Source organism: Mesocricetibacter intestinalis (assembly GCF_004363295.1).
GTDB lineage: Bacteria > Pseudomonadota > Gammaproteobacteria > Enterobacterales > Pasteurellaceae > Mesocricetibacter > Mesocricetibacter intestinalis.
Map to the genome: position 1 here is coordinate 20,434 of NZ_SNYQ01000002.1, position 21,766 is coordinate 42,199.

Below are 21,766 nucleotides of genomic sequence, written 5' to 3' on the forward strand. Positions count from 1 at the left end.
CCAATTAATAGAAGACTTAGCTTTCGGCTAAGTCTTTTTTGTTGCGAGCGGATAACAGCTAGGCAGATGATTAGGCAGAAATACTTCTGCTCATTTATTTGAGGATAGGGCAAAATCCGCCTAATCGCTTTTGCCGGCAGAGAGAATAGCAAAAAACCGATCCGCCTTATCTATCGATTGCTTGATCGGTTTATTGAATCTAATGGATTATGTATTGATTAGGCTACCGCAGCCAATAATTCCCGAGCATTGGCAAGGGCGGAATCCGTTATTTTGCTACCGCCGAGCAGCCCGGCTAATGCTTTGACTCGCTGTGTAGAAGAAAGTGCGGTCATTTTTGTTTCGGTTTTTCCATCAATCAGGGATTTTTCAACCCTGAAGTGATGATGCCCCTGACAGGCTACCTGAGGTAAGTGGGTTACGCAGATTACCTGACATTTTTCCCCCAGTTTACGCAGCAGTTTACCGACAACACTTGCCGTTGCGCCGCTGATCCCCACATCAATTTCATCGAAAATCAGGGTCGGCACGGCACTTTTATCGCTGGTTAAACTTTGCAGTGCCAGAGCAATACGGGACAATTCGCCGCCCGATGCGGTTTTATTAAGGGGCTGAGGGGATTGCCCCGGGTTACTCTGCAGATAAAACACAATACTGTCCGCCCCTTTTGCACCGACTTTATCCGGGGCATGGTTGACTTCAATAAAAAATTCCGCATTTTCCATAGCAAGTTGTTTGATTAGGCCGGTTACCCTAGAGGAAAGTTTTTCCGCACCGGCACGACGGCTTTCATTGAGCTGGGTCGCAGCTTGCAACATTGTGTTATGGGCCTGGCTTTCCTGCGCCAATAATTCTTCCTCATTGGCGGAAAACTCGGTGAGGTTCGCCAATTCCTGTTTTAGGGTTTGATGCAAGGCATAGAGTTGATCCGGTTTTATATTATGTTTTCTGGCAAGTTGCAAGGCTTGTCCCATACGCTGTTCGACTTCCTGTAACTGCAAGGGATCCTGCTCAATATTTCCGGCAAGGTGTTCTATTTCGCTTTTGGCTTCCTGAACCTGAATCAGCGCATCCTGTAGCAAATTCTGGATATTGGCGTAACGGGGATCCAGTTCGTTCAATTCATCAATATATTTTGTACTGCGGTACAGCAGACTTTCCGCATTAACGGTTTCGTTATCGCTTAGTATCTGTAGGGCCGATTGCGACAACATTGTCAGCTGTTCGCAATTGGAAAGACGGTGCTGGATTTCTTCCAGTTCCTCGTATTCCGTCGCTTGTAGATTGAATTCGTCCAGTTCATCCACTTGGTATTGCAGTAATTGTTTTCTGGCTTCGTTTTCTTCACATTGCTGATGGAAAGCCTTAACCTGCTGTTGCAATGTTTTCCAGTTTCGGTAGGCGGATTGCATACGGCGAGATAAATCGGAATTAAGGCAGAAGCTATCCAGCAACTGCAACTGAAATTCGTTTTTTAACAGTAATTGGGAAGAATGCTGCCCACTAACCTGAATTAGATTCTGCCCAAGTTCTTTTAATTGGGCGGCGGAAACCGGCGTACCGTTAATAAAGGCTTTTGAACGTCCGTCATTGTTAATGATTCGGCGCAGGATACATTCTGTCGGCGCATCGGCGTCTTGTAATTCCTGCTGTTGCAGCCAGATTGCCGCCGGGCTGCCGGCTTCAAGGGTAAAGGTGGCGCAGATATCGGCACGTTCCTGACCTTCCCGTAACATACCGGCTTCCGAACGCTGACCCAGACAAAGCCCCAGGGCATCTATGGCAATGGATTTTCCTGCGCCCGTTTCTCCGGTAATAACGGACATTCCCTGCGCTAATTCGATATTCAGCTGTTTAACAATGGCAAAATTATTGATAGTCAGTTGGCTCAGCATAATAAACCCCTCGATAACTGTATGCAAATCAGTATATATATGATTTTATATACAGTAAAGAGGTTTTTGAGAAGAAATTAGAATAATTTTTTCAGCCAGCCTAATTTTGAACTTAATACATTGTAATAATTGTAATTTTGCAAATGCAGCAAGCGTAGCTTATAAGGGCTTTTGGCCACTCTAACAATATCGTCGCTGGAAAAGCTTAAAGGGAGCTGGCTGTCGCAATTTACCTCCAGTTGCGGCGTATTATATTCGGCGAAGCTCAGCGATATGCTGCTGTTGCCGTCAATAACCAGCGGACGCGAAGATAGAGTATGAGGAAACATAGGAACCAATGAAATCGCATTGAGTTGCGGGGTAAGAATAGGTCCGCCGGCAGAGAGCGAATAAGCGGTGGAGCCGGTCGGGGTAGCGATAATTAAACCGTCGGAACGCTGTGAAAAGGCGAATTTACCGTCAATATGCACATGAAAATCGATCATATGAGCGATTTTAGAGGGGTGTATTACCGCTTCGTTAATGGCATTGCCGCTAGCAATAATTTTACCGTTACGCTCGATACTGGCTTGCAGCAGAAAACGTTCTTCAACAAAGAATTCGCCGTTTAGGCAAGCCTGTAACTGGGCATAGGCGTTTTTCGGATCTATATCGGTCAGAAAGCCCAGATTACCGCGGTTGATGCCGATTAACGGAATATCGTATTTGCACAGTACCCGCGCGTGTCCGAGCATATTACCGTCGCCGCCGATAACTATCGCCAGTTGCGCCAGTTTGCCGATTTGATCCAGATTAGCCAAATGGGAAACGGAAAGGTTAAGCGCTCGGCCGATTTCTTCTTCCACCAGTACCTGATAACCGCGCTCAAGTAACCAGTGGAAAATATTTTTATGCATCTGCAAGGTAATATCGGCACGGGGGCGACCTACCAGCCCGATGGTTTTAAAGGAGGCATGTAAGGCTTTTTCAATGTCCTTTGGGGTTTGCATAATAATGACTTGAATAAAAAAATTTATCCCTTATATTACACAGAAAAGCGAATATAGCAACATTAACATTGTCGCCCGGCTTTGCTACAATGGCCCGGTTTATATTATTTTTTATCATGGAGAAAACGATGTCGGAACAAATGCAGAATCAAGAACAGGAAAAAAAGGAAAACATCGGGGATAGCGTACAGGCTGAAGAGGTACAGACTGAGAATCTACAGGCGGAAGCGGAAGGGGAAACTCCGGCAGCCGAAAGCGACGCTTTGGAAGAAGCGATAGCCCGTGTTCAGGAGCTGGAAGAACAGTTGGCCGAAACCGCAAAAAAAGAGCAGGATATTTTGCTTCGTTCCCGTGCGGAAATGGACAATATCCGACGTCGCGCCGAACAGGATGTGGAGAAGGCTCATAAGTTCGCTTTGGAGAAATTTTCAAAGGATCTTTTAAATACTATCGATAACCTTGAACGCGCCTTGGCGACGCCGGCGGATAAAGAGAACGAAAGTATTAAAGCCTTATTCGACGGTGTGGAGTTAACCCTTAAAGAGTTACTGGCGACAGTGGAGCGTTTCGGTGTGAAAGCGGTAGGCGAAGTCGGCGAAACCTTTAATCCGGATCTGCACCAGGCCATTTCCATGCAACCGACGGAAGGTTTTGACACCAATCAGATTACGGTGGTTTTACAGAAAGGTTATCTGTTAAATGATCGTGTGATTCGACCGGCCATGGTTATGGTGGCTGCCTAATATGTTATCCCGCTCAAGGGTAGGCGAATAAATATTCGCTAATCTGTGCCGAACCCGAGGATAACAATAGGAACAAACAGGCATAATAGCGGCATTATGTAGCAGTTGCACAAAACTCATTTTAAAGTAAGGCGACCTTTCCGTCGCCTTTATTTTTGTGGCTAATTCTGTCATTTTATTAGTGGCGATTATTCCATTTTTGGTAATAAATCTCAACGCTATCTAAGCAGTAAACTAATATTCTGTCAACAATCACCTCGCTTTCCCACTGCATTAAACCTTCAATTTCATTTAGCCTTTTTTGTGCTTGGTATTGGGTGTAGGCTTTTGAGTAGCGAGGTTCGACCGGCTCTATTTTTGCAGGGAATTTGGTTTCCAATAAATCGAAAAATTTGTTGATATTACGCCGCTCATTCCATCTTACCGTATGGCGTTTTATATCATCCAAAATGGAATGGTCGCCCCATCTACAAATGTCAAAATCCTCACTAGATTCAAAATAGATCCGCATATCATAATGTAGCTTCATTTTTGCTCCTTATTAGGTCGTTTGTAATGAATGGATGCCAAATCGGGCTTCGGGCATTTTATTGCCTTGCCAAAACAACGGGATAAGTAGTATGTAGCAAGTTAGATCGCTAATCACCCAGAATTGTCTTCTATTATCATTCTTTACAACATATTTTGCAGGTTGTTTACGAATATCAGTCAAATTTAACACTAGCTTCATTCGCTTTTCTTTAGTAACAGTTTCCCAAAATAAAAAAGCAACTCTTTGATGAGTTGCTTCAGACCGCTGACAAACCACTAGATAAATGTCCAGAGGTTTGTCAGGGGTCTGTAAAATAGATATTTTTTAGTGCCTCTCTCTTGTTTCACTACCCCTAATCTATTTCAAAAAATAGCCAATTGTTGGTACAATAAAACTAATATTTAATGTAAAAATGAATTTTTGTTATGTACCAATACTTTGACTTAGATGACTCTCGTTTTGAAAATCTTGTTATAGCCATTTGTAAAGAAATTCTTGGGCAGGGTGTTCAAGGTTTTTCTGTTGGGCGTGATGATGGAAGGGATGGGGAATTTGACGGTAAAGCTAACCTTTATCCAAGCCAACAACAGGCTTGGGACGGAAAGGTTATTATTCAGGCTAAATGGACATCGGGAATAAATAAGCATTACACAGACTCTGACTTTTATAGTGAAGAAGGCAAGAGTAATCTTCTTGCAAAAGAATTAATAAAAGTTAAAAGTAAAGTTGAGAATGGGGAACTTAACTATTATATGTTGTTTGCTAATCGTAGTTTAACAGGTGGAGCAAAACCAATAATTATTAATTACATTTCAGAGAAAACAGGATTAAATCCTGAAAATATTGCGATATTTGGTAATGATGATTTAGATTATTATTTGAGTCGCTACCCCTATATCGTAAATATGGAAAATATTAATTTAGAACCACTAAATATAGCCCCAACTTTGAATCTTAATAGTTTATCAGAGGTAATTGGTCATTTATCAAAAGTGTTTGATGATAAAAACATAGGTAAAAATTTATCCCCAATCATTAGGACGAGTTATGAGAAGAAAAACAAACTCAATAACTTGACTGATGAAATGGCAAAACAGCTTAAAAAGTACTATATGAAGTATGTTTTTAATATTAAAGATTTTTTAAATGACCCACAAAATACTGAGTTATTAAATCATTATCAAAATACAGTTGAAGAATTTCAATTTAATTATATTCTACCAATGCAATCAAAGTTGGAGTATTTTGATGAGATATTTAATGATTTAGTAAAATATCTGACAAATAGAGACTATATTTTGGCTACCAATACTAGGCTAACAAGAATGATGGTCTTTTATATGTATTGGAATTGTGATATAGGAAAATCAAATGATGATTCGTCCGAGTAAGCACAATGACCCTGATAAAACTTTGATTTACGCCAGTTTCTTGATATTAAAACGGCTAAAAAAATCAAAGATCGTATCTTATGAAGAATTATTGGGCTTTATTAAAAAAGAAATTACGAGCGGAGAATATTTATTTTTACCCGCTCTTAATTTCTTATTTTTACTTGGTTTGATAAATTATCAAGCTAAAAATGATATGATTGAATATGTTGAGCAAAAGAAATGAAACTATCTAAATTGTACAGTAATTTACCAGATAAATTTAGTCCTATCATATTTAACAAGGGGCTAAATTTTATTTATGGTGAGATTAGACATCCTGAAAATAAGACTAAAGATACACATAATCTTGGAAAAACTACCCTTGCTCGTCTTTTAGATTTTATGTTTTTAGCAAAAAGACATAAAGAGCAATTCTTATTCAAAAATCAAGAAATATTTAATAATTTTATTTTCTTTTTAGAAATTCAGTTATCAGTAAATGAGTATCTAACCATTAAACGTAGTGTTGAAAATAACACCAAAATTGGTTTCTACTTACACAATTCATCAAATCAAGATTATAGATCATTGCCCGAAGATTCTTGGTATGAATTAACTTCTTTTGATAATGCAAAAATTTATCTTGATAGTAAATTAAACTTTACAGCTATTAAAAGCTGGCAATATCGCCAACTTATTGGCTATCTCATTAGAATGCAAGATGATTTTTATCAAGTATTTCAATTGCAAAAATATCGTGGTAAAGATGCGGATTGGAAACCCTATATGGCTGACTTATTGGGATTCAATGGCGAGCTTGCCAAACAACGGTATCAACTTGGCAAGCAAGTTAATGACCTAGAATTAAAAATCAAAGAACAAAATATTTCCGATGACAAAAAAGCTTTAGAAGAATTAAGTAAAGTTGATGGTCGTTTAGTGATTAGAAAAAATGAACTTTCTAAACTAAAAGAATTTGTTGAAAATTTTAATTTTCGTGAAGTAGATAGACAAACTGTTGAAGATTTAGTGTCAGAAATTGATAATCAAATTATTACTTTAAATATGAAGGAATACTCTTTAAAAAATAGTATTTATCATATTGAGCAATCCGTTTCGGAAAATAAAATAAAATTCAATACAAACGAAGTTAAAGAATTATTTGATGAGGTTAATATTTTATTTCCAGAACAAATTCAAAAAGATTTTGAACAATTGATTACATTTAATCAAGCAATTACCCAAGAAAGAAATACTTATTTAAAACAAGAGTTGAAAGAAAGTCAAATAGAATTATCCAGCATTCAAAACCAACTTATGCAGCTTAATGAGCAACGAGCCAGCCAACTTGATTTTTTAAAAGAAAGTGAATTGGTTGTTAAATTTAGAGAAGCAAATCAAGAAATCTCTTTAATTCAAGCGGAAATATTGGATTTTGAAAGACAGAAAGAAAATATTCAAAAAGTCTTAGAATTAAAAAAAGAACAAAGGGATTTGCAGTTATCATTAAATGATATTCGCAATAAAATGGAAGATGACTTGGCTAATATTAACGATAGTGAAGATAGCTTATTTTCGAAAATTCGCATTTATTTTAATGAGATTATTAATAAAGTTTTAAATAAAGAAGGGGTTTTATTTGTTACATTAAACGATAGTGGTAATTTTGAGTTTAGAGCAGAATATCAAGAGTCTGGAAAAAACACCAATGAAAGCCAAGGAAATACATATAGGAAATTCTTATGTATTGCCTTTGATTTAGCTATTACAAGAGTGTATTTTGATAAAAATTTCCCTAAATTTATTTATATTGATGGTGTATTTGATGGCTTGGATAATCGTAAAAAAGATTTATTATTAGAAGTTTTGCGAGAGTATAGCAATTTGGGTATTCAGATTATTGCAACAACAATCAATTCAGAAGTTCAGGGGTTAACGATACCACTTACCAAACAAGAGATTGTTTTAATTTTGCACGACGATGGGCAAAATGGTCGTTTATTTAAAATGCCTGTTTGGTAGTGTATTGAAGTAGGCGTAGTAGACAAAATGGTTGCTAAAAGTATTATTTAAATATTTTTAGCAACTCTTTTTATCTCATGAATTCTCAAACCAAGTGCAACGATTCTTTAAAATAGCATTCAAAATGCTGTTTTCCATGCTACGTATTTTCGTGGTCTCAAATTCAACTTATCCACCACAGACCGGATATAATCATTGTTACACTGAAGAATAAAGCACTACACCATTAACAGTATAGCTGTTTATTAATTACATTACCATCAGTTAAAAAAATAATGAATCTTCATATTCTTTATATTCAATCATAAAAATCCATTCTTTTTGTTTTTCATCAATGATGCATAATCTATTATGTAGGAAAATCTCTACTCTTGCCACCTTGTGTAGATAAAGCATTTTTTAATGCGCAGTTAATGCTTGGGTTAATTGGTGTTTGTTTAGGATATTGAGAAATATTTAACAATGAAAGCCAATCATTTCCTAATTACTCAATTAAAGGTTCAACACTTTTTTTCTTTAATTTAGCCGTTGAAACCTACAAAATATTGAATGTATCAATGTCTGAGGTATTATCTAGGCTTGCAGGCTCATTTTGCGTCCTTAATGCAAAGTAAAAGGTTGCCATCATACGTTTTCTATCACATCAGGTACAATCTTTGCCAATCGTAAGCTGTCAATTCAAACTTATTTATTGGCTATTGCATTGTTTGTTAATGCAGTCAAAGGTATTCCCGCCTTACAACTTTCCCGTGATTTAGGTGTGCAATACAAAACCGCCTATGTGTTAGCCCAAAAACTGCGTAAAGCACTTCTTGAACAACGGGAAATTCGTCAGTTTTCGGGTTTAGTCGAAATGGACGGCACTTACGTTCACCCTGCACCACGCAAGGCAAATAAGAAATCAGACCGCATTGATTATCGCTTAAAAGAAAATCAAAATCCCGATAAACGTTGTGTAATGGTAGCGCGTGAGCATTATTCTGAACAGGAAAAATCGGAAAATCACTTGTATCATGGTGCAAAACGTTCTTATGTTTTCGTTACCTACTCCGAAACCCAATCTACCGTTAAACAGTTTGCCGACAAGTTTATCGAACGTGGCACGCGTATTCATACGGATGAAAGCAATGCTTATTCTGTTTTAATGCCATTCTACAACCTTTATTCCGTAAATCACCAACTGGAATATCGCAACGATGAAGGCATCACCAATAATCAGGCTGAAAGTTACTTTTCACGCTTCAAACGAATGTACTACGGACAAATGCATAAAATGAGCAATCTCTATTTATTGGGCTATGCCAATGAGGCGGCATACCGTGAAGATAATCGTAGAAAATCGAATAATTGGCAGTTCAAAGATGTACTAAGCAAATACCTAAATACCACCAACGAAAACAACGAATGGTGCGGGTACTGGCAACGTAAAATTATTCCCCAAGAAATAATTTGGCAGTAGAGAAACGGATGGCTTATAAACTAGACCAAAAACTTAAAGACCTTGAATTTGAGCGAAAACAGGTATTGGAACATCTCACTTTATTAGACGTTAAAATTACCACCGTTCAAAAAGCCATTGCATTAATGAAAGCCGAAGAAGATATTGCCCGTTATAACACGGAAAACTTTACCTACCGCCAAAAACGTAAGCTATTCAAAGGCAAAATCCGCAAATACCTTGTTCAAATCCTACGCAATGAACCCAACAAAGGCTTTACCATCGCCGACCTCACCCAACGGATTTTTGAGATTGAACAAAATCAAGCGACACCTACCGAAAAACATCTAGATTCCGTCCGTAAACAACTCAATGAGTTTTACCAAAGGAATTGGCTCACCCGAACACAAATCAGCCGTAGAGAGATGCTTTGGCAATGGAGAACAAAATAGCGGTATTGCACCGCTATTTATCATTTAGGTTTAAGTGATTTTAACCGCCAATGAATACCACCACACTGAACCAATCCTTTCTTTGCTAACCGTCGCAGCATTCTTTTTACAATCTTATAATGCTTATCGCCCACATCAACAAATTGTGGCTGACCTTGTAATTTCAGCACGGCTTCTGCGATTTCCCCGCACATCATCCAATCGCCATATTCCCTCAAAACCTTTGCCACTAACGGCATAGTAAACAGAGGTGGATCTTTAGGTGGCTTAGGCATAAAAGGCAAAGTCAGTTCGTCAATTTCTTGCGTTAAGGTATCAACCTGTTTAGCAAGTAATGCTTGCTTTTCCTTCAGTAGCAGCAACCTTTCGACCAGCTCGTGCTTTGACAGCTTTTGCGCCATAATTAAAAATCCCCATTGAGTTAAAATTTCAATGAGGATTTTAAGACTTTTAATCGGCTAAATCTTTGTGCAACTGCTACATAATACCGAGATTTTCCCGCGTATCAGGCGCCTTTTTTGATCAATAACGCAGCATGGGCTTTATTCTGTTCTTTCATTCTCGCTTTGATTTCGCGACGCTGCTTAGAGAGTTCGGCATTTTTAATCATATAATCATCAACTCGGCCTTCGTAATCGTCGTGCATATTTTCGATAATGGCACGGATATCGGCGACGCTCATATCGTCAGTAATATACTGATTTAAATTATCCAGTAGCAGCACGCGTTTCTGATTGTCGCGGATTTTACGATCATTATCGCCGATTTCGCGCAGCAATTTATTTCTCAGACGATATAAACGCACATATTCTAAAACGTCTTGAAATGATTGTTTGTTTACGTTTTCCATGTTTTTCTCTCTATTGATTAAGTTAAAAAGTTTCACACAATGTAGCCGTTTTTCATCTGCTCGTCAAAGCGTTAAGCGCTTTTTTCCGGTGCGGAGCAAATTTTTTCAGCGAAATGAAGGAAATTCATTGCTTAGCCCGAAGCAAGGTGATAAAACTTAAAACATCGTTTTTCAGAAACGGCGGATAGCGGCGGCGCATAATCCCGATTATTCGCAATTCATTATTATAATATAGGAAGCAAAAGCATGACTCAGATATTTAATTTCAGTGCGGGGCCGGCAATGATCGCACCGGCGGTATTGGCACAGGCGCAGGCAGAATTGTTAAACTGGCAAAATCAAGGCACTTCGGTAATGGAAGTCAGCCACCGCGGTAAGTATTTCGTTGAATTGGCGGCTCAGGCGGATAAAGATTTGCGCAATCTGTACCATATTCCGGATAACTATAAAATTTTATTTTTACAGGGCGGCGCACGCGGTCAGTTTGCCGCTATTCCGATGAATTTAATAGGCAGCAAAGGAAAGGCTCTGTATTTGAACAGCGGACATTGGTCGGCTACGGCGGCGAAGGAAGCCCGTAATTTTTGTCAGATTGATGAAATCAATATCCTGCAGGAAAAGGAAGGAAAGCTGAGTATCGCACGAACCGATTTCAGCGATATCGCCGAACAATATGATTATGTACATTATTGCAGTAACGAAACCATCAGCGGGGTTGAAATTTTTGAGGTGCCTAATGTTGGTAACGGCGTGCTGGTGGCGGATATGTCCTCGGATATTCTGTCGCGAAAAATCGATATCAGCAAGTTCGGGCTGATTTATGCCGGTGCGCAAAAAAATTTAGGCCCGGCGGGGATAACCATTGTTATCGTGCGCGAGGATCTTATCGGCCATGCGCGTAAAGAAACGCCTTCTATCTGGAATTACGAGGTGCAGGCCAAAGCCGACTCCATGATTAATACGCCGCCGACATTCGCTTGGTATTTGTGTTCGCTGGTATTTAAGGACTTACTGGCTCAGGGCGGCTTAGAGGCGGTGTCCCAACGCAATGCCCATAAGGCGAAACTCTTATACGACTATTTGGCACAAACGAATTTCTATCATAATCAGGTAGCTCCGCAAAATCGTTCCCTGATGAACGTAACCTTTAGCACCGGTGATGATGGGCTAAATGCAAAATTCGTAGCGGAAGCAACGGCCGCCGGTTTGCAGGCGCTCAAAGGGCATAAGGTGCTGGGCGGTATGCGCGCTTCTATCTATAATGCAATGCCGCCGGAAGGGGTGGAAAAACTGGTTGAATTTATGCGCCTATTCGAACGGGAAAATTCCTGAGCGAAAATAACAAAGCGCGCCCTTTGAGGTAGCCTTATTGCATAACAGATTAAAAGAGCGGTTAAAATATGAAATATTCCGATATCGCCAATAAAGGCGTACAGTCGCTTTCCCCTTATCAGGCGGGAAAGCCCATTGAAGAATTGGCAAGGGAACTGGGTATCGATAATGTTGGCGACATTGTCAAACTGGCTTCCAATGAAAACCCTTTCGGTTTCCCTGAAAGTGCCAAACAAGCGATTCTGATGCAGTTGGAACAGCTGACCCGTTACCCCGATTCGAACGGTTTTGAGTTAAAAGCCGCTCTGGCGCAGAAGTTCGGATTAACGGCAGAGCAAATTACTCTGGGGAACGGTTCTAATGACTTAATCGAACTTATTGCACATACCTTTGCGGCGGAAGGCGATGAAATTATTTTTTCGCAATATGCTTTTATCGTTTATCCGTTGATTAGCAAAGCTATTAACGCAGTAGCCCGAGAAATACCGGCGCAAGACTGGGGGCATGATTTGGCGGGATTCCTGGCCGCGATTAACCAAAAGACCAAATTGATCTATATTGCCAATCCGAATAACCCGACCGGAAATTTCCTGAGCCATGCCCAGCTGGAAGAGTTTCTGGCACAGGTGCCGCCGCATATTATCGTAGTGTTGGACGAAGCTTACACGGAATTTACTGCAGCCCGGGAACGGGTGGATTCTTTTGCTCTGCTAAAATCCTATCCGAATCTTATTCTTTCCCGCACCTTCTCCAAGGCCTACGGACTGGCCGGATTACGTATCGGCTATGCGGTATCCGCAGAAGAAATCGCATCTTTACTGAATCGCGTACGCCAACCTTTCAACTGTAACAGCCTTGCTCTGGCTGCGGCGCAGGCGGTTTTGCAGGACGATGCTTTTGTGGAAAAAGCGGCGCACAATAACCGAGTTGAAATGCAGCGCTACCAAGAGTTCTGTCATGAGCACGGGCTGGAATATATCCCTTCTAAGGGCAATTTTATTACCATTGATTTTAAACGGCCTGCCGCCCCTATTTATCAGGCGCTACTGCGTGAAGGCGTGATTGTGCGCCCGCTGGCCGGATACGGCATGCCGGAGCATTTGCGTATTAGTATCGGCCTGCCCGAAGAAAATACGCGTTTTTTCACCGCACTTAGCAAAGTGCTGAGTTTAGCTTAACGGAATTAAGGAGAATTTATGAGCCAGATCACTTTAGCCGGCAACCCTGTTGAGGTCGCAGGCAATTTCCCGCAAATCGGCACGCTTGTTGCAGATATCGCTTTTACTACAACGGATCTCAGTGATATTTCTTTACAGGCCTTTGCGGCTAAGCGTAAAGTCCTGAATATTTTTCCGAGTATTGATACTGGGGTATGCGCCATGTCGGTACGTACTTTCAATCAGCGCGCAGCCGCATTGGATAATGCTGTCGTACTCTGTATTTCCGCCGATCTGCCTTTTGCCCAGAGCCGTTTTTGCGGTGCCGAAGGCATTGAAAACGTACAAACGCTGTCCACCTTCCGCCATAAGGATACGCATCAGGCTTTAGGTGTAGATATGCTTGAGGGGCCTTTGGCCGGACTGACCGCTCGGGCGGTGATCGTACTGGATGAAAATAACCGGGTGCTGCATAGCGAACTGGTGAGCGAAATTAAAAACGAACCCGATTATGATGCGGCATTAGCGGTATTATAAGTTTTAACGACGGCTAAGAATGGTGGCGTACTATGCCGCCGTTTTTATGCCCTTTGATCCGAATTCGCTGAATACCGGCGCCGGAGCAATAGATTGAAAACTGCGGTCGGATTTTTTTACTATACTCGGAAAGGAGCAGGCATGACACAAACCGATTCAATTACCCTAGAACCTATCGCCCGTGTGGAGGGCTGCATTAATCTGCCCGGTTCCAAGAGTCTCTCGAACCGAGCCTTATTGCTGGCGGCACTGGCGGAAGGAAACACCACCTTAACCAATTTACTCGATAGCGATGATGTGCGCCATATGCTGAATGCGCTACGACAGTTGGGGGTAAATTACCAACTGTCCGAAGATAAAACCCGTTGCGAGCTACAGGGATTGGGCGGTGCATTCAAATGGGAAAGTGGCCTTAGCCTGTTTCTGGGCAATGCGGGTACGGCAATGCGCCCTTTAGCTGCGGCGCTTTGTCTTAGCGCTCCCGAGGCTCAGGCGAGCGAAATAGTACTGACCGGCGAACCGAGAATGAAAGAACGTCCTATTCGCCATTTGGTGGAGGCTTTGCGTCAAGCCGGTGCGGAGATTGAATATCTGGAACAGGAAGGTTACCCGCCGTTGGCGATTCGGAACTGCGGTTTACGCGGCGGTCGGATTCTTATTGATGGTTCGGTTTCTTCGCAGTTTCTGACCGCTTTTTTAATGGCGGCACCGATGGCGACGGCGGATACGGAAATTGAAATTAGCGGCGAACTGGTCTCCAAACCCTATATTGATATTACCCTGAATATGATGAAAACCTTCGGCGTTGAAGTGGAAAATCATGATTATCACCGCTTTTATGTACGGGGAAACCAGCGTTACCGTTCGCCACAGCAATTTTTAGTGGAAGGGGACGCATCTTCCGCTTCGTATTTTTTAGCCGCAGGGGCGATTAAAGGTAAAGTGCGAGTAAAGGGCGTGGGGAAAAACAGTATTCAAGGGGATCGCTTGTTCGCCGAAGTATTGGAAAAAATGGGGGCGAAAATTCATTGGGGCGAAGATTATATTGAAGCCGAACAGGGCGGACTGCAAGGGATTGATATGGATATGAACCATATTCCCGACGCCGCCATGACCATTGCCACCACCGCTTTATTTGCCGAGGGAGAAACCCTTATTCGTAATATTTACAACTGGCGGGTAAAAGAAACGGATCGCCTGGCGGCCATGGCGACGGAATTACGTAAAGTGGGCGCAACGGTGGAGGAGGGCGAGGATTTTATCCGTATTCAGCCGCCGGCAAGGGAGCAATTCCGGCATGCCCAAATTGAAACCTATAATGATCACCGTATGGCAATGTGCTTCGCCCTAATCGCCTTATCGGATACGGCGGTTACGATTCTGGATCCGCAATGTACCGCAAAAACCTTTCCGACCTTTTTTGCGGAATTTGCGCGCATTGCCGCTCCCGCTGCCGAATAAGCTGCTGTCGGCAGGAAAAGAGCGGTCAAAAAATTAAAAGTTTTTTATTTATCCGCATCTTAATTAAATTGTCTGAATTTAGGGAAGCAGTACATGGCCCTGAATTTTTTACATAAAAAATGCCGCCTTAAAGGGCGGCATTTTCGTATCAGAGCTACTACAGATATCCGAACATTGTGGTGAACAGATAACCGAAGACACATGAAGTAATTACCCCGATTAACCCCGGAATAATAAAGCTGTGGTTAATTACGAATTTACCGATATGAGTGGTACCTGAGCGGTCGAACTGAATGGCTGCAAGGTCGCTCGGATAAGTCGGTAAAATATAATAACCGTAGCAGGCGGCGGAGAAGGCCAGAATAATCGCAGGATCCACGCCTATACCCAAGGCTAGCGGTACGAAGGCTACCAGTGCCGCAGCCTGTGAGTTAACGAATTTGGAAATCAGCAGTAACATTACCGCATAGGTCCAAGGATGAGCTTTCACCACATCACCGAGAGCGGCTTTCATCATTGGGGTATGTACCGCAAACATGGTTTCCGCCATCCAAGAAATCCCGAATACGGCGACTAACGCAATCATACCGGAACGGAAAATTTCGTTTTTACTGATTTTACTGGCGTCGGTTTTGGTAAAGATAACGATCAGCGCGCCCGCCAGTAACATAAAGATCTGAATAACATGAACCATACTTAAGGATACTTTTTTATTGGCTTTATCCTTCAACAGAATACTGGCGTTCTGTATGGTTTCGGTTTTATCGCCGTTACTGATGGTAACCTGATTATCCTGCAGGCTAAGAGTTTGGATAAGCTTGCCGGAACCGTCATAAATTTCCAGACCCTCATAAGCGGTTTTGGTTTTAGCTTTATTATCTTTAATATCCAGAGATACTTTGCCTTCTTTGGCTAAGGCGACGATTTTCCCTTCTTTAACATTAAAGCTTTTCACCGCTTTATCGCCGGATAAAACTTCGACCACCTGAGCAGGCGCACTTTTTTCAAAGGACGGGCGCAGCTCCTTAAAATAACCTAATAAGGCGACGACGAAAATCGCACCGAAGAAGATCCACATGGCATTCCAACTGGATTGCGGCAGTTTCTTATCTAACAGAGAAGCGGTATCGCCGTAAACGTATTTTTTGAATTCAGGATCTTTAATTTTTTCCTGGAAGACAGGGTCTTTATCCAAATCTTTACCGCGGAACCAGCTAAAGATACCTATTGCCAACACCCCACAAAGAGTGGAAGGAACGGATATTTTTAATAAATCAAGATAACCGTCGAAACCGGCAATCGGATGCTGAGCGCTAATCAGGAAAGTGGTTAAGGTAACCACGGCAACGGAAACCGGAGAAGCGATAATCCCCATTTGAGAGGCGATGGAACTTGCCGCCATCGGACGTTCCGGACGGATATTATTCTTAATCGCAATATCGTAAATAATCGGCAACATGGTATAAACCACATGTCCGGTACCGCACAGAATGGTTAGGAAGCAGGTAACGAAAGGGGCGAGAATACTGACGTATTTAGGATTTTTACGTAATAATTTCTCGGCGATTTGCAGCATGACGTCAAGCCCGCCACTGGCTTGTAGGGTGGCGGAGGTTACCACCACGGCCAGAATGGTCAGCATTACGTCAATGGCAGGTTTGCCCGGTTCGATGCCGAAGCCGAAAACCAAAACGATAAGGCCGACACCGCCCAGCATACCCAGTGCGATACCGCCTTTTTTGGCACCGTAAAATAAACAGATAAGCACGATGACCAGCTGAATAATAAACTGCGTGCTTTCACTCAGATTAGTTAAAAACTCCATAGATACTCCGAAATTATATTGTTTTAAAATTGTTCGCAGTCTAGCATAAAGTTTATTTTGGCATGAGCGCTAATTTCGCAATATTTGTTTTAAGTCAAAATATGCTAATCAGAATGGGGTAGTTCGGGGCCGAGCCTACAGCCCCGATAAGGATTAATTCTTATTTTCCAACTGGAAAGGAAGAAATAAGCTAAGCGGGCGCTGACGAATAATCTGGCATATACATTTAATAATATTACACCAACTGTCCACTTCGGTACCTAAAGAACGTAGTGCGATCCATAAGGTAAGAGAGAAGCTGACAATTAAATTTACTGCGCCGATCAGCAGAACGTAGCCCATATTCAGGAAAAATACTTCGGTCGAGAGATTCCCGCTGACGGTGGCATAGCCCAGGTTGGCGGAAGAGAAGGCCACATGGCGGATATCCAGCGGTAAATCGATTAAATAGCCGAAAACCGCAGTTAAACCGAGCAACATACCGAAGCATAGATTCCCCATAATGGAACCGTAGTTTTTATGCACATAATTCGAAAACCAGGCCCGGAATTTAGAGCTGGCCACCCGTTTCAGACAAGGGTGATAATGTAAGCGCATTCTTAAGTTCAGGTAGTTACTGCGGTTATCAAAAAAACCGCTGATGATGCCCGAACAGAACAGCCATAATCCGGCAATAGCGGCAAACCACAGGGTTCCCTGAGTAGGATCAATGGAATGCAGCTGATATTCGATATCCGCTTCGCTTAACAGGGCCGTACCGGTATAACGGGCATAGCCGTAAGCGATAGCGCCGGAAAGACTGGCGGCCACAATGACGTTACCCAGCACGGCGATACTTTGCGAGCGTACCACATCCACCAATAATTGTGCCAGTTGCATATTTACGCTACGCCCCTGTTTGCGTCCCACCGCTTCGGCAAAACGGGCGGCCGTCATTGCCGGCTGCTTGGTGGCCACGGTAAAATGCAACATAAAGATAATGACAAAGCCGATGCCGTAATTGAGTCCCGAGGCGATTCCCATCCAGACCTTATCACTGATAATACTGCCCAGATAAATTTTCAGTAATGCCATACAAGCGATAATAATGCCAGCTCCCGCGGCTGAGAAAAACATACCGAAATATTCTTTTTTATCCCGGGTAATATAATGTTCGCCGTGATCACTGGTATGTTGAGTAATAGTACGCGAAACCATTCCCAGACTGTTTTTCCAGAGATCGGTAATACTATGCTGTTCCGCAGAGGCAACGGCGAGTTTGCCGGTCAGTAACAAAATTTCATTACTCGGCAGACGTGGCAGGGTAAAAATCTGCAGCAAGAGTTCCAGCCGGGTCAGGGTTTGTTTCAACCGCTCCAGCAAATGAGCTACATGGAGGGAAGAGCCGGCGATTGCTCCGCGTTTTTGCAGACGTTCCACCTGTTCGCATGATTGCTGATACATTACCTGTAAATGCGCATCGTCAAATTCCTTGCCCTTATGCTGGGCTTCAATCAGTTTCATAATTTCCTGATTCAGCGCCACAAAAGGCGAATCTGCATTAAGAATGGTCGGTTCCAGTCGGATTAATTCCGGTTCGAGATCTTCGGCAGCAAGCCAGATAGACAGCATTTTAACCGCTAACAGACCTTCTTCCTGTAAATGTCGGTATACCCGCTGTTTATCTTCTTCAGTGGCATAGCTGCGCAGCAAATCCAACAATTTTACCCATAATTTGAGCGGCGTGTTTTCCAACCAACGGCGATCACCACGCTCACGGAACAGTAGGAAAAACACATCGCGCAGATCATTGGTATCTTTAAATTCGGGATTAAACTTTTCATACAGGCGTTGGCGAATTTCGCGTCCGAAGCCTTCGCGCCCAAAAATCCCGTTGCTGATAAACAAAGGGTAAAGACGTAAGCCGCAAAGCCAGCGACAGAGTTGGGCGGTTAGATTTTTAGCCAACTCCTCGTCCAGTTGCAACTCATTAATCAGTGAATTGATCTTTTGGCTCAGATCATCGGATTTACTCTGACGCAACCATTTGCATAATTCATTCAGTAAATCGAAAATATTACCGTTTTCTGCCTGTTGCAGTAAAAACGGCCTTAGTTTAATTTTATTTATTTTGCTCATATGTGCGAAATTAAGATTAAAGTTTTGATAAACTGTTTCCGTACGCTGTTACATTGGTGGCAGAGAAAAAGACAGCTTGCTCTGGGCGCCGAAAACGGCAGGCAGTGTAAAGAAAAAGATTGAAAAAATCTAGAGTTTGTTAATAATTAATCAACTTATAATCAATAAAAATCTAGGTTTATCGCAGATTTATTCTGTTTAGGGCGTCCGAATTTTATATCCGGATGTTGTTTGTTTTTTTCAGGGATAAAAAATATAAAGCGGCTTTTTCCTGCGCACTTTTAGCTTGTTTGCACTGGTCTATTGGGCGTATAAGATATAGAATAAAGCTATTTTTTATCATCAACATAGGTAAGTATTATGATTGACCCGAATTTACTCCGTAATAATCTCACGGAAATTGCCGAAACATTAAGATTAAAACGTAATTTTGAATTAGACGTTGAAAAATTAACCCAACTGGAGGAAGCGCGTAAATCCTTGCAGGTAAAAACCGAAAGCTTGCAGGCTGAACGTAATAGTCGTTCGAAAGCGGTTGGGGCGGCTAAGGCCCGCGGGGAAGATATCAGCCCTTTACTGGCCGAAGTGGATAATATGGCGATTGAGCTGAATCAGGCGAAAGCGCAGTTGGAGGAAGTGCTGGAGGAAATTAACCGAATTGCATTGAGCATACCGAATTTACCTGCGGACGAAGTTCCTCTGGGTAAAGATGATTCCGAAAATAAAGAAATTATGCGTTGGGGCGAACCGCGTCGCTTTGATTTCGAGATTAAGGATCATGTCAGTCTAGGCGAAGACATGCAGGGCGGTTTAGACTTTGCCGCCGGTGCGAAGCTGAGCGGGGCCAGATTTGCCGTAATGAAAGGACAAATTGCCAAAATGCACCGCGCATTGGCTCAGTTTATGTTGGATTTGCATACGCAACAGCACGGCTATCTCGAAACCTATGTGCCTTATTTAGTTAATCATGCAACCCTGTACGGTACCGGACAATTACCGAAATTCGGAGAGGATTTATTCCATACTAAGCCGTTGGAAGGGGAAGTACCCTACGCACTGATTCCGACGGCGGAAGTGCCGGTAACCAACCTGGTGCGCAGTGAAATCTTAGAGGCGGAGCAGCTGCCGTTGAAAATGACGGCCCATACTCCTTGTTTCCGTTCCGAAGCAGGTTCTTACGGACGTGATACGCGCGGGCTGATTCGAATGCATCAGTTTGATAAAGTGGAACTGGTGCAGATTGTCGAACCGGAAAAATCTATGCAGGCATTGGAAGAATTAACCGCCCATGCGGAAAAGGTATTGCGCCTGCTGAATCTACCTTATCGTAAGGTGTTGCTCTGTACCGGTGATATGGGATTCGGTTCTTGTAAAACCTATGATTTGGAAGTTTGGGTACCTGCACAGAATACCTATCGCGAGATTTCTTCATGTTCCAATATGTGGGATTTCCAGGCTCGTCGTATGCAGGCTCGGTATCGTGCCAAGGGAGATAAAAAACCGCGTCTGCTGCACACCTTAAACGGCTCCGGACTGGCGGTAGGCAGAACTCTGGTGGCGGTATTGGAAAACTACCAGAATGCGGACGGTTCCGTAACCGTGCCGGAGGTACTGCGTCCTTATATGGGCGGCACGGAAGTGATTGGAAAATAATGCTCGCTGAACAATGTGAAAAGACCTTGTAAAGTAGAAAATACATAGAAAAGCCATAAAGTGCGGTCGTTTTTAGCAGAGTTTTTTTAGTCTTATAAAGTTCGCACAACTTATTTTAAACCGGGTTTTATACCCGGTTTTTTTGCGCTTATAGGCGGAAAAAAGGGAGAAAAAAACCGTACTGTTAAGTACGGTTTGTGTATGGGTATTATGTTTATTTCGCCGCTTTCAGCTCTTGATAATATTTTTCGTACAGTTCGATAGCTTCGCCCACATCGTCCTGCCAGTAGCTGTTTTTCAGCACTTCCGCATTTGGATAAATGGCCTCGTCAGCGGTAATTTCCGTCGGAAGATGTTTTTTCGCTTCCAGGTTAGAGGTCGGATAGCCAATTTCCAGGGTCAATTTTTCAGCGGTTTTCGCACCTAACAGATAGTTAATCAGCTTATGTGCGCCCTCAGGGTTTTTAGAGGTGGCAGGAATTGCTAAGGTATCAACCCATAAAACTGGTCCCTCTTTCGGGAATACCATATCGATAACGCCCGGTTGTTCTTTTTTAGCGATACGAACCGAACCGTTCCATAGCTGACCGAGTTCCACTTCACCGGAAATAAAGGAATTGGCCGGATTGTCGGAGTTAAAGGACAATACGTTCGGACGCAGTTTCAGTAACTCTTCGTATGCCGCTTTTATTTCGGCGGGATCCGTAGTATTCGGATTTTTGCCCAGTTTTAATAAGGCGATATTAAAGACTTCGCGCGCATCGTCAAGTAACTGTACTTTACCCGCATATTCAGGTTTCCATAAATCGCCCCAGGCAGTGAAGTCGGAGCCTTTGTAGCTCTGGGTATTAAATGCAATACCCGGCGCGCCCAGCAGTTGCGGCAAGGAGTATTTATTGCCTTTATCATAAGGTTTATCCAGCCAGTCGGGATCCAATTCTTTGATAACCGGTAATTTGCTGTGATCCAACTCTTTCAACATGCCTTCGCGTGCCATTTTGGAAACGAAGTAGTTGGACGGTGCAATAACGTCATAACCGCCGTCGGCACCTTGGGTTTTTAGTTTCGCATACATGGTTTCGTTAGATTCCAGGCTGGAAACAATAACCTTAATTCCGGTTTCTTTGGTAAATTCATCTAATAGCCCGTCCGGTACGTATTCCGTCCAGGTATAAAGATACACAGTATCGTTCGCCGGTGCAGTCGCAGCTTCCGGGGATTTTGTTTCAGCTGTTTTGCTTTCTTTGTCGTTACAGCCGGCTACAGCGACGGTAATAAGACTTGCAGCGAAAAGACCTGCTAATTTTTTCATTGAGATCATCTCCTGTTGATGAATAAAAGATATCCGCCCGTATCATATCCGGGCTTAGAAAAACGCCTGACTTCGGC

The 21,766-nt window shown here is 42.5% G+C and carries 18 protein-coding genes and 1 pseudogene; 11 read left to right on the plus strand and 8 right to left on the minus strand.

The window, feature by feature from the left end:
* Positions 1–218 precede the first annotated feature (218 nt).
* Both recN and EDC45_RS02920 read right to left on the minus strand, forming a co-directional pair.
* A complete protein-coding gene (gene recN, locus EDC45_RS02915; protein ID WP_133543303.1) occupies positions 219–1,895 on the minus strand; it encodes a DNA repair protein RecN in 1,677 nt (558 codons plus the stop codon).
* A gap of 77 nt (positions 1,896–1,972) precedes the next feature.
* Positions 1,973–2,884 carry an NAD(+) kinase gene (locus EDC45_RS02920; RefSeq protein ID WP_133543305.1) on the minus strand — a complete coding sequence of 304 codons (912 nt, stop codon included), beginning with the start codon at positions 2,882–2,884 and terminating at the stop codon, positions 1,973–1,975.
* A 140-nt stretch (positions 2,885–3,024) separates the two neighbouring features.
* Here EDC45_RS02920 and grpE point away from each other — a divergent pair, with 140 nt between their 5' ends.
* Entirely contained in the window at positions 3,025–3,627 is a 603-nt protein-coding gene (gene grpE / locus EDC45_RS02925; RefSeq protein ID WP_133543897.1) for a nucleotide exchange factor GrpE, read from the plus strand.
* A 178-nt stretch (positions 3,628–3,805) separates the two neighbouring features.
* Here the strand turns inward: grpE and EDC45_RS02930 are convergent, their stop codons facing one another.
* Positions 3,806–4,156: a hypothetical protein gene (locus EDC45_RS02930; protein ID WP_133543307.1), complete on the minus strand. Its 351-nt coding sequence runs from the start codon at positions 4,154–4,156 to the stop codon at positions 3,806–3,808.
* A 428-nt stretch (positions 4,157–4,584) separates the two neighbouring features.
* Between EDC45_RS02930 and EDC45_RS02935 the strand changes: the two genes are divergently transcribed.
* From EDC45_RS02935 to EDC45_RS02955, 5 genes and pseudogenes are all read left to right on the plus strand, one after another.
* Positions 4,585–5,550 (plus strand): ABC-three component system protein, encoded by a 966-nt coding sequence (locus tag EDC45_RS02935; RefSeq protein WP_133543309.1) that lies wholly within the window; start codon positions 4,585–4,587, stop codon positions 5,548–5,550.
* On the plus strand, positions 5,531–5,776 hold the full coding sequence (locus EDC45_RS02940) for an ABC-three component system middle component 8 (protein ID WP_243728755.1): 246 nt from the start codon (positions 5,531–5,533) through the stop codon (positions 5,774–5,776). The genes EDC45_RS02935 and EDC45_RS02940 overlap by 20 nt, the downstream gene beginning before the upstream one ends.
* A complete protein-coding gene (locus EDC45_RS02945; RefSeq protein WP_133543311.1) occupies positions 5,773–7,554 on the plus strand; it encodes a DUF2326 domain-containing protein in 1,782 nt (593 codons plus the stop codon). The genes EDC45_RS02940 and EDC45_RS02945 overlap by 4 nt, the downstream gene beginning before the upstream one ends.
* Positions 7,555–8,161: 607 nt before the next feature.
* A pseudogene (locus EDC45_RS02950) lies at positions 8,162–9,013 on the plus strand (IS1595 family transposase); the annotation flags it as partial.
* An 8-nt stretch (positions 9,014–9,021) separates the two neighbouring features.
* The gene (locus tag EDC45_RS02955; RefSeq protein ID WP_133543900.1) at positions 9,022–9,444 is read left to right on the plus strand and encodes a hypothetical protein; all 423 of its coding nucleotides are present in this window, start codon (positions 9,022–9,024) and stop codon (positions 9,442–9,444) included.
* 20 nt (positions 9,445–9,464) lie between these two features.
* On the opposite strand, the gene EDC45_RS02960 is transcribed toward EDC45_RS02955, so the two are convergent.
* Positions 9,465–9,845, minus strand: a complete 381-nt coding sequence (locus EDC45_RS02960) for a hypothetical protein (RefSeq protein WP_133543315.1) — start codon at positions 9,843–9,845, stop codon at positions 9,465–9,467.
* Positions 9,846–9,949: 104 nt separating this feature from the next.
* Entirely contained in the window at positions 9,950–10,294 is a 345-nt protein-coding gene (locus tag EDC45_RS02965; protein WP_133543317.1) for a DUF496 family protein, read from the minus strand.
* 246 nt (positions 10,295–10,540) lie between these two features.
* On the opposite strand from EDC45_RS02965, the gene serC reads away from it, so the two are divergent.
* The 4 genes from serC to aroA all read left to right on the plus strand — a co-directional run bounded on the left by serC (position 10,541) and on the right by aroA (position 14,781).
* Positions 10,541–11,626: a 3-phosphoserine/phosphohydroxythreonine transaminase gene (gene serC / locus EDC45_RS02970; protein ID WP_133543319.1), complete on the plus strand. Its 1,086-nt coding sequence runs from the start codon at positions 10,541–10,543 to the stop codon at positions 11,624–11,626.
* A gap of 68 nt (positions 11,627–11,694) precedes the next feature.
* Entirely contained in the window at positions 11,695–12,804 is a 1,110-nt protein-coding gene (gene hisC / locus EDC45_RS02975) for a histidinol-phosphate transaminase (RefSeq protein ID WP_133543321.1), read from the plus strand.
* 18 nt (positions 12,805–12,822) lie between these two features.
* A complete protein-coding gene (tpx, locus tag EDC45_RS02980) occupies positions 12,823–13,320 on the plus strand; it encodes a thiol peroxidase (protein ID WP_133543323.1) in 498 nt (165 codons plus the stop codon).
* Between the two features lie 141 nt (positions 13,321–13,461).
* On the plus strand, positions 13,462–14,781 hold the full coding sequence (gene aroA / locus EDC45_RS02985; RefSeq protein WP_133543325.1) for a 3-phosphoshikimate 1-carboxyvinyltransferase: 1,320 nt from the start codon (positions 13,462–13,464) through the stop codon (positions 14,779–14,781).
* Between the two features lie 157 nt (positions 14,782–14,938).
* On the opposite strand, the gene EDC45_RS02990 is transcribed toward aroA, so the two are convergent.
* Positions 14,939–16,606, minus strand: a complete 1,668-nt coding sequence (locus tag EDC45_RS02990) for an anaerobic C4-dicarboxylate transporter (protein ID WP_133543327.1) — start codon at positions 16,604–16,606, stop codon at positions 14,939–14,941.
* A 153-nt stretch (positions 16,607–16,759) separates the two neighbouring features.
* Positions 16,760–18,724: a site-specific recombinase gene (locus EDC45_RS02995; protein ID WP_133543330.1), complete on the minus strand. Its 1,965-nt coding sequence runs from the start codon at positions 18,722–18,724 to the stop codon at positions 16,760–16,762.
* A gap of 360 nt (positions 18,725–19,084) precedes the next feature.
* Between EDC45_RS02995 and serS the strand changes: the two genes are divergently transcribed.
* Positions 19,085–20,377 carry a serine--tRNA ligase gene (gene serS / locus EDC45_RS03000; RefSeq protein ID WP_133543332.1) on the plus strand — a complete coding sequence of 431 codons (1,293 nt, stop codon included), beginning with the start codon at positions 19,085–19,087 and terminating at the stop codon, positions 20,375–20,377.
* Between the two features lie 214 nt (positions 20,378–20,591).
* On the opposite strand, the gene EDC45_RS03005 is transcribed toward serS, so the two are convergent.
* Complete coding sequence (locus EDC45_RS03005; RefSeq protein WP_133543334.1) at positions 20,592–21,689, minus strand: extracellular solute-binding protein; 1,098 nt, start codon at positions 21,687–21,689, stop codon at positions 20,592–20,594.
* Positions 21,690–21,766 lie beyond the last annotated feature (77 nt).

What these genes read in the sequence shown, in the direction of transcription:
- recN (WP_133543303.1), bottom strand. Translation starts at nt 1,895, where the DNA reads ATGCTGAGCCAACTGACTATCAATAATTTTGCCATTGTTAAACAGCTG.
- EDC45_RS02920 (WP_133543305.1), bottom strand. Translation starts at nt 2,884, where the DNA reads ATGCAAACCCCAAAGGACATTGAAAAAGCCTTACATGCCTCCTTTAAA.
- grpE (WP_133543897.1), top strand. Translation starts at nt 3,025, where the DNA reads ATGCAGAATCAAGAACAGGAAAAAAAGGAAAACATCGGGGATAGCGTA.
- EDC45_RS02930 (WP_133543307.1), bottom strand. Translation starts at nt 4,156, where the DNA reads ATGAAGCTACATTATGATATGCGGATCTATTTTGAATCTAGTGAGGAT.
- EDC45_RS02935 (WP_133543309.1), top strand. Translation starts at nt 4,585, where the DNA reads ATGTACCAATACTTTGACTTAGATGACTCTCGTTTTGAAAATCTTGTT.
- EDC45_RS02940 (WP_243728755.1), top strand. Translation starts at nt 5,531, where the DNA reads ATGATGATTCGTCCGAGTAAGCACAATGACCCTGATAAAACTTTGATT.
- EDC45_RS02945 (WP_133543311.1), top strand. Translation starts at nt 5,773, where the DNA reads ATGAAACTATCTAAATTGTACAGTAATTTACCAGATAAATTTAGTCCT.
- EDC45_RS02955 (WP_133543900.1), top strand. Translation starts at nt 9,022, where the DNA reads ATGGCTTATAAACTAGACCAAAAACTTAAAGACCTTGAATTTGAGCGA.
- EDC45_RS02960 (WP_133543315.1), bottom strand. Translation starts at nt 9,845, where the DNA reads ATGGCGCAAAAGCTGTCAAAGCACGAGCTGGTCGAAAGGTTGCTGCTA.
- EDC45_RS02965 (WP_133543317.1), bottom strand. Translation starts at nt 10,294, where the DNA reads ATGGAAAACGTAAACAAACAATCATTTCAAGACGTTTTAGAATATGTG.
- serC (WP_133543319.1), top strand. Translation starts at nt 10,541, where the DNA reads ATGACTCAGATATTTAATTTCAGTGCGGGGCCGGCAATGATCGCACCG.
- hisC (WP_133543321.1), top strand. Translation starts at nt 11,695, where the DNA reads ATGAAATATTCCGATATCGCCAATAAAGGCGTACAGTCGCTTTCCCCT.
- tpx (WP_133543323.1), top strand. Translation starts at nt 12,823, where the DNA reads ATGAGCCAGATCACTTTAGCCGGCAACCCTGTTGAGGTCGCAGGCAAT.
- aroA (WP_133543325.1), top strand. Translation starts at nt 13,462, where the DNA reads ATGACACAAACCGATTCAATTACCCTAGAACCTATCGCCCGTGTGGAG.
- EDC45_RS02990 (WP_133543327.1), bottom strand. Translation starts at nt 16,606, where the DNA reads ATGGAGTTTTTAACTAATCTGAGTGAAAGCACGCAGTTTATTATTCAG.
- EDC45_RS02995 (WP_133543330.1), bottom strand. Translation starts at nt 18,724, where the DNA reads ATGAGCAAAATAAATAAAATTAAACTAAGGCCGTTTTTACTGCAACAG.
- serS (WP_133543332.1), top strand. Translation starts at nt 19,085, where the DNA reads ATGATTGACCCGAATTTACTCCGTAATAATCTCACGGAAATTGCCGAA.
- EDC45_RS03005 (WP_133543334.1), bottom strand. Translation starts at nt 21,689, where the DNA reads ATGAAAAAATTAGCAGGTCTTTTCGCTGCAAGTCTTATTACCGTCGCT.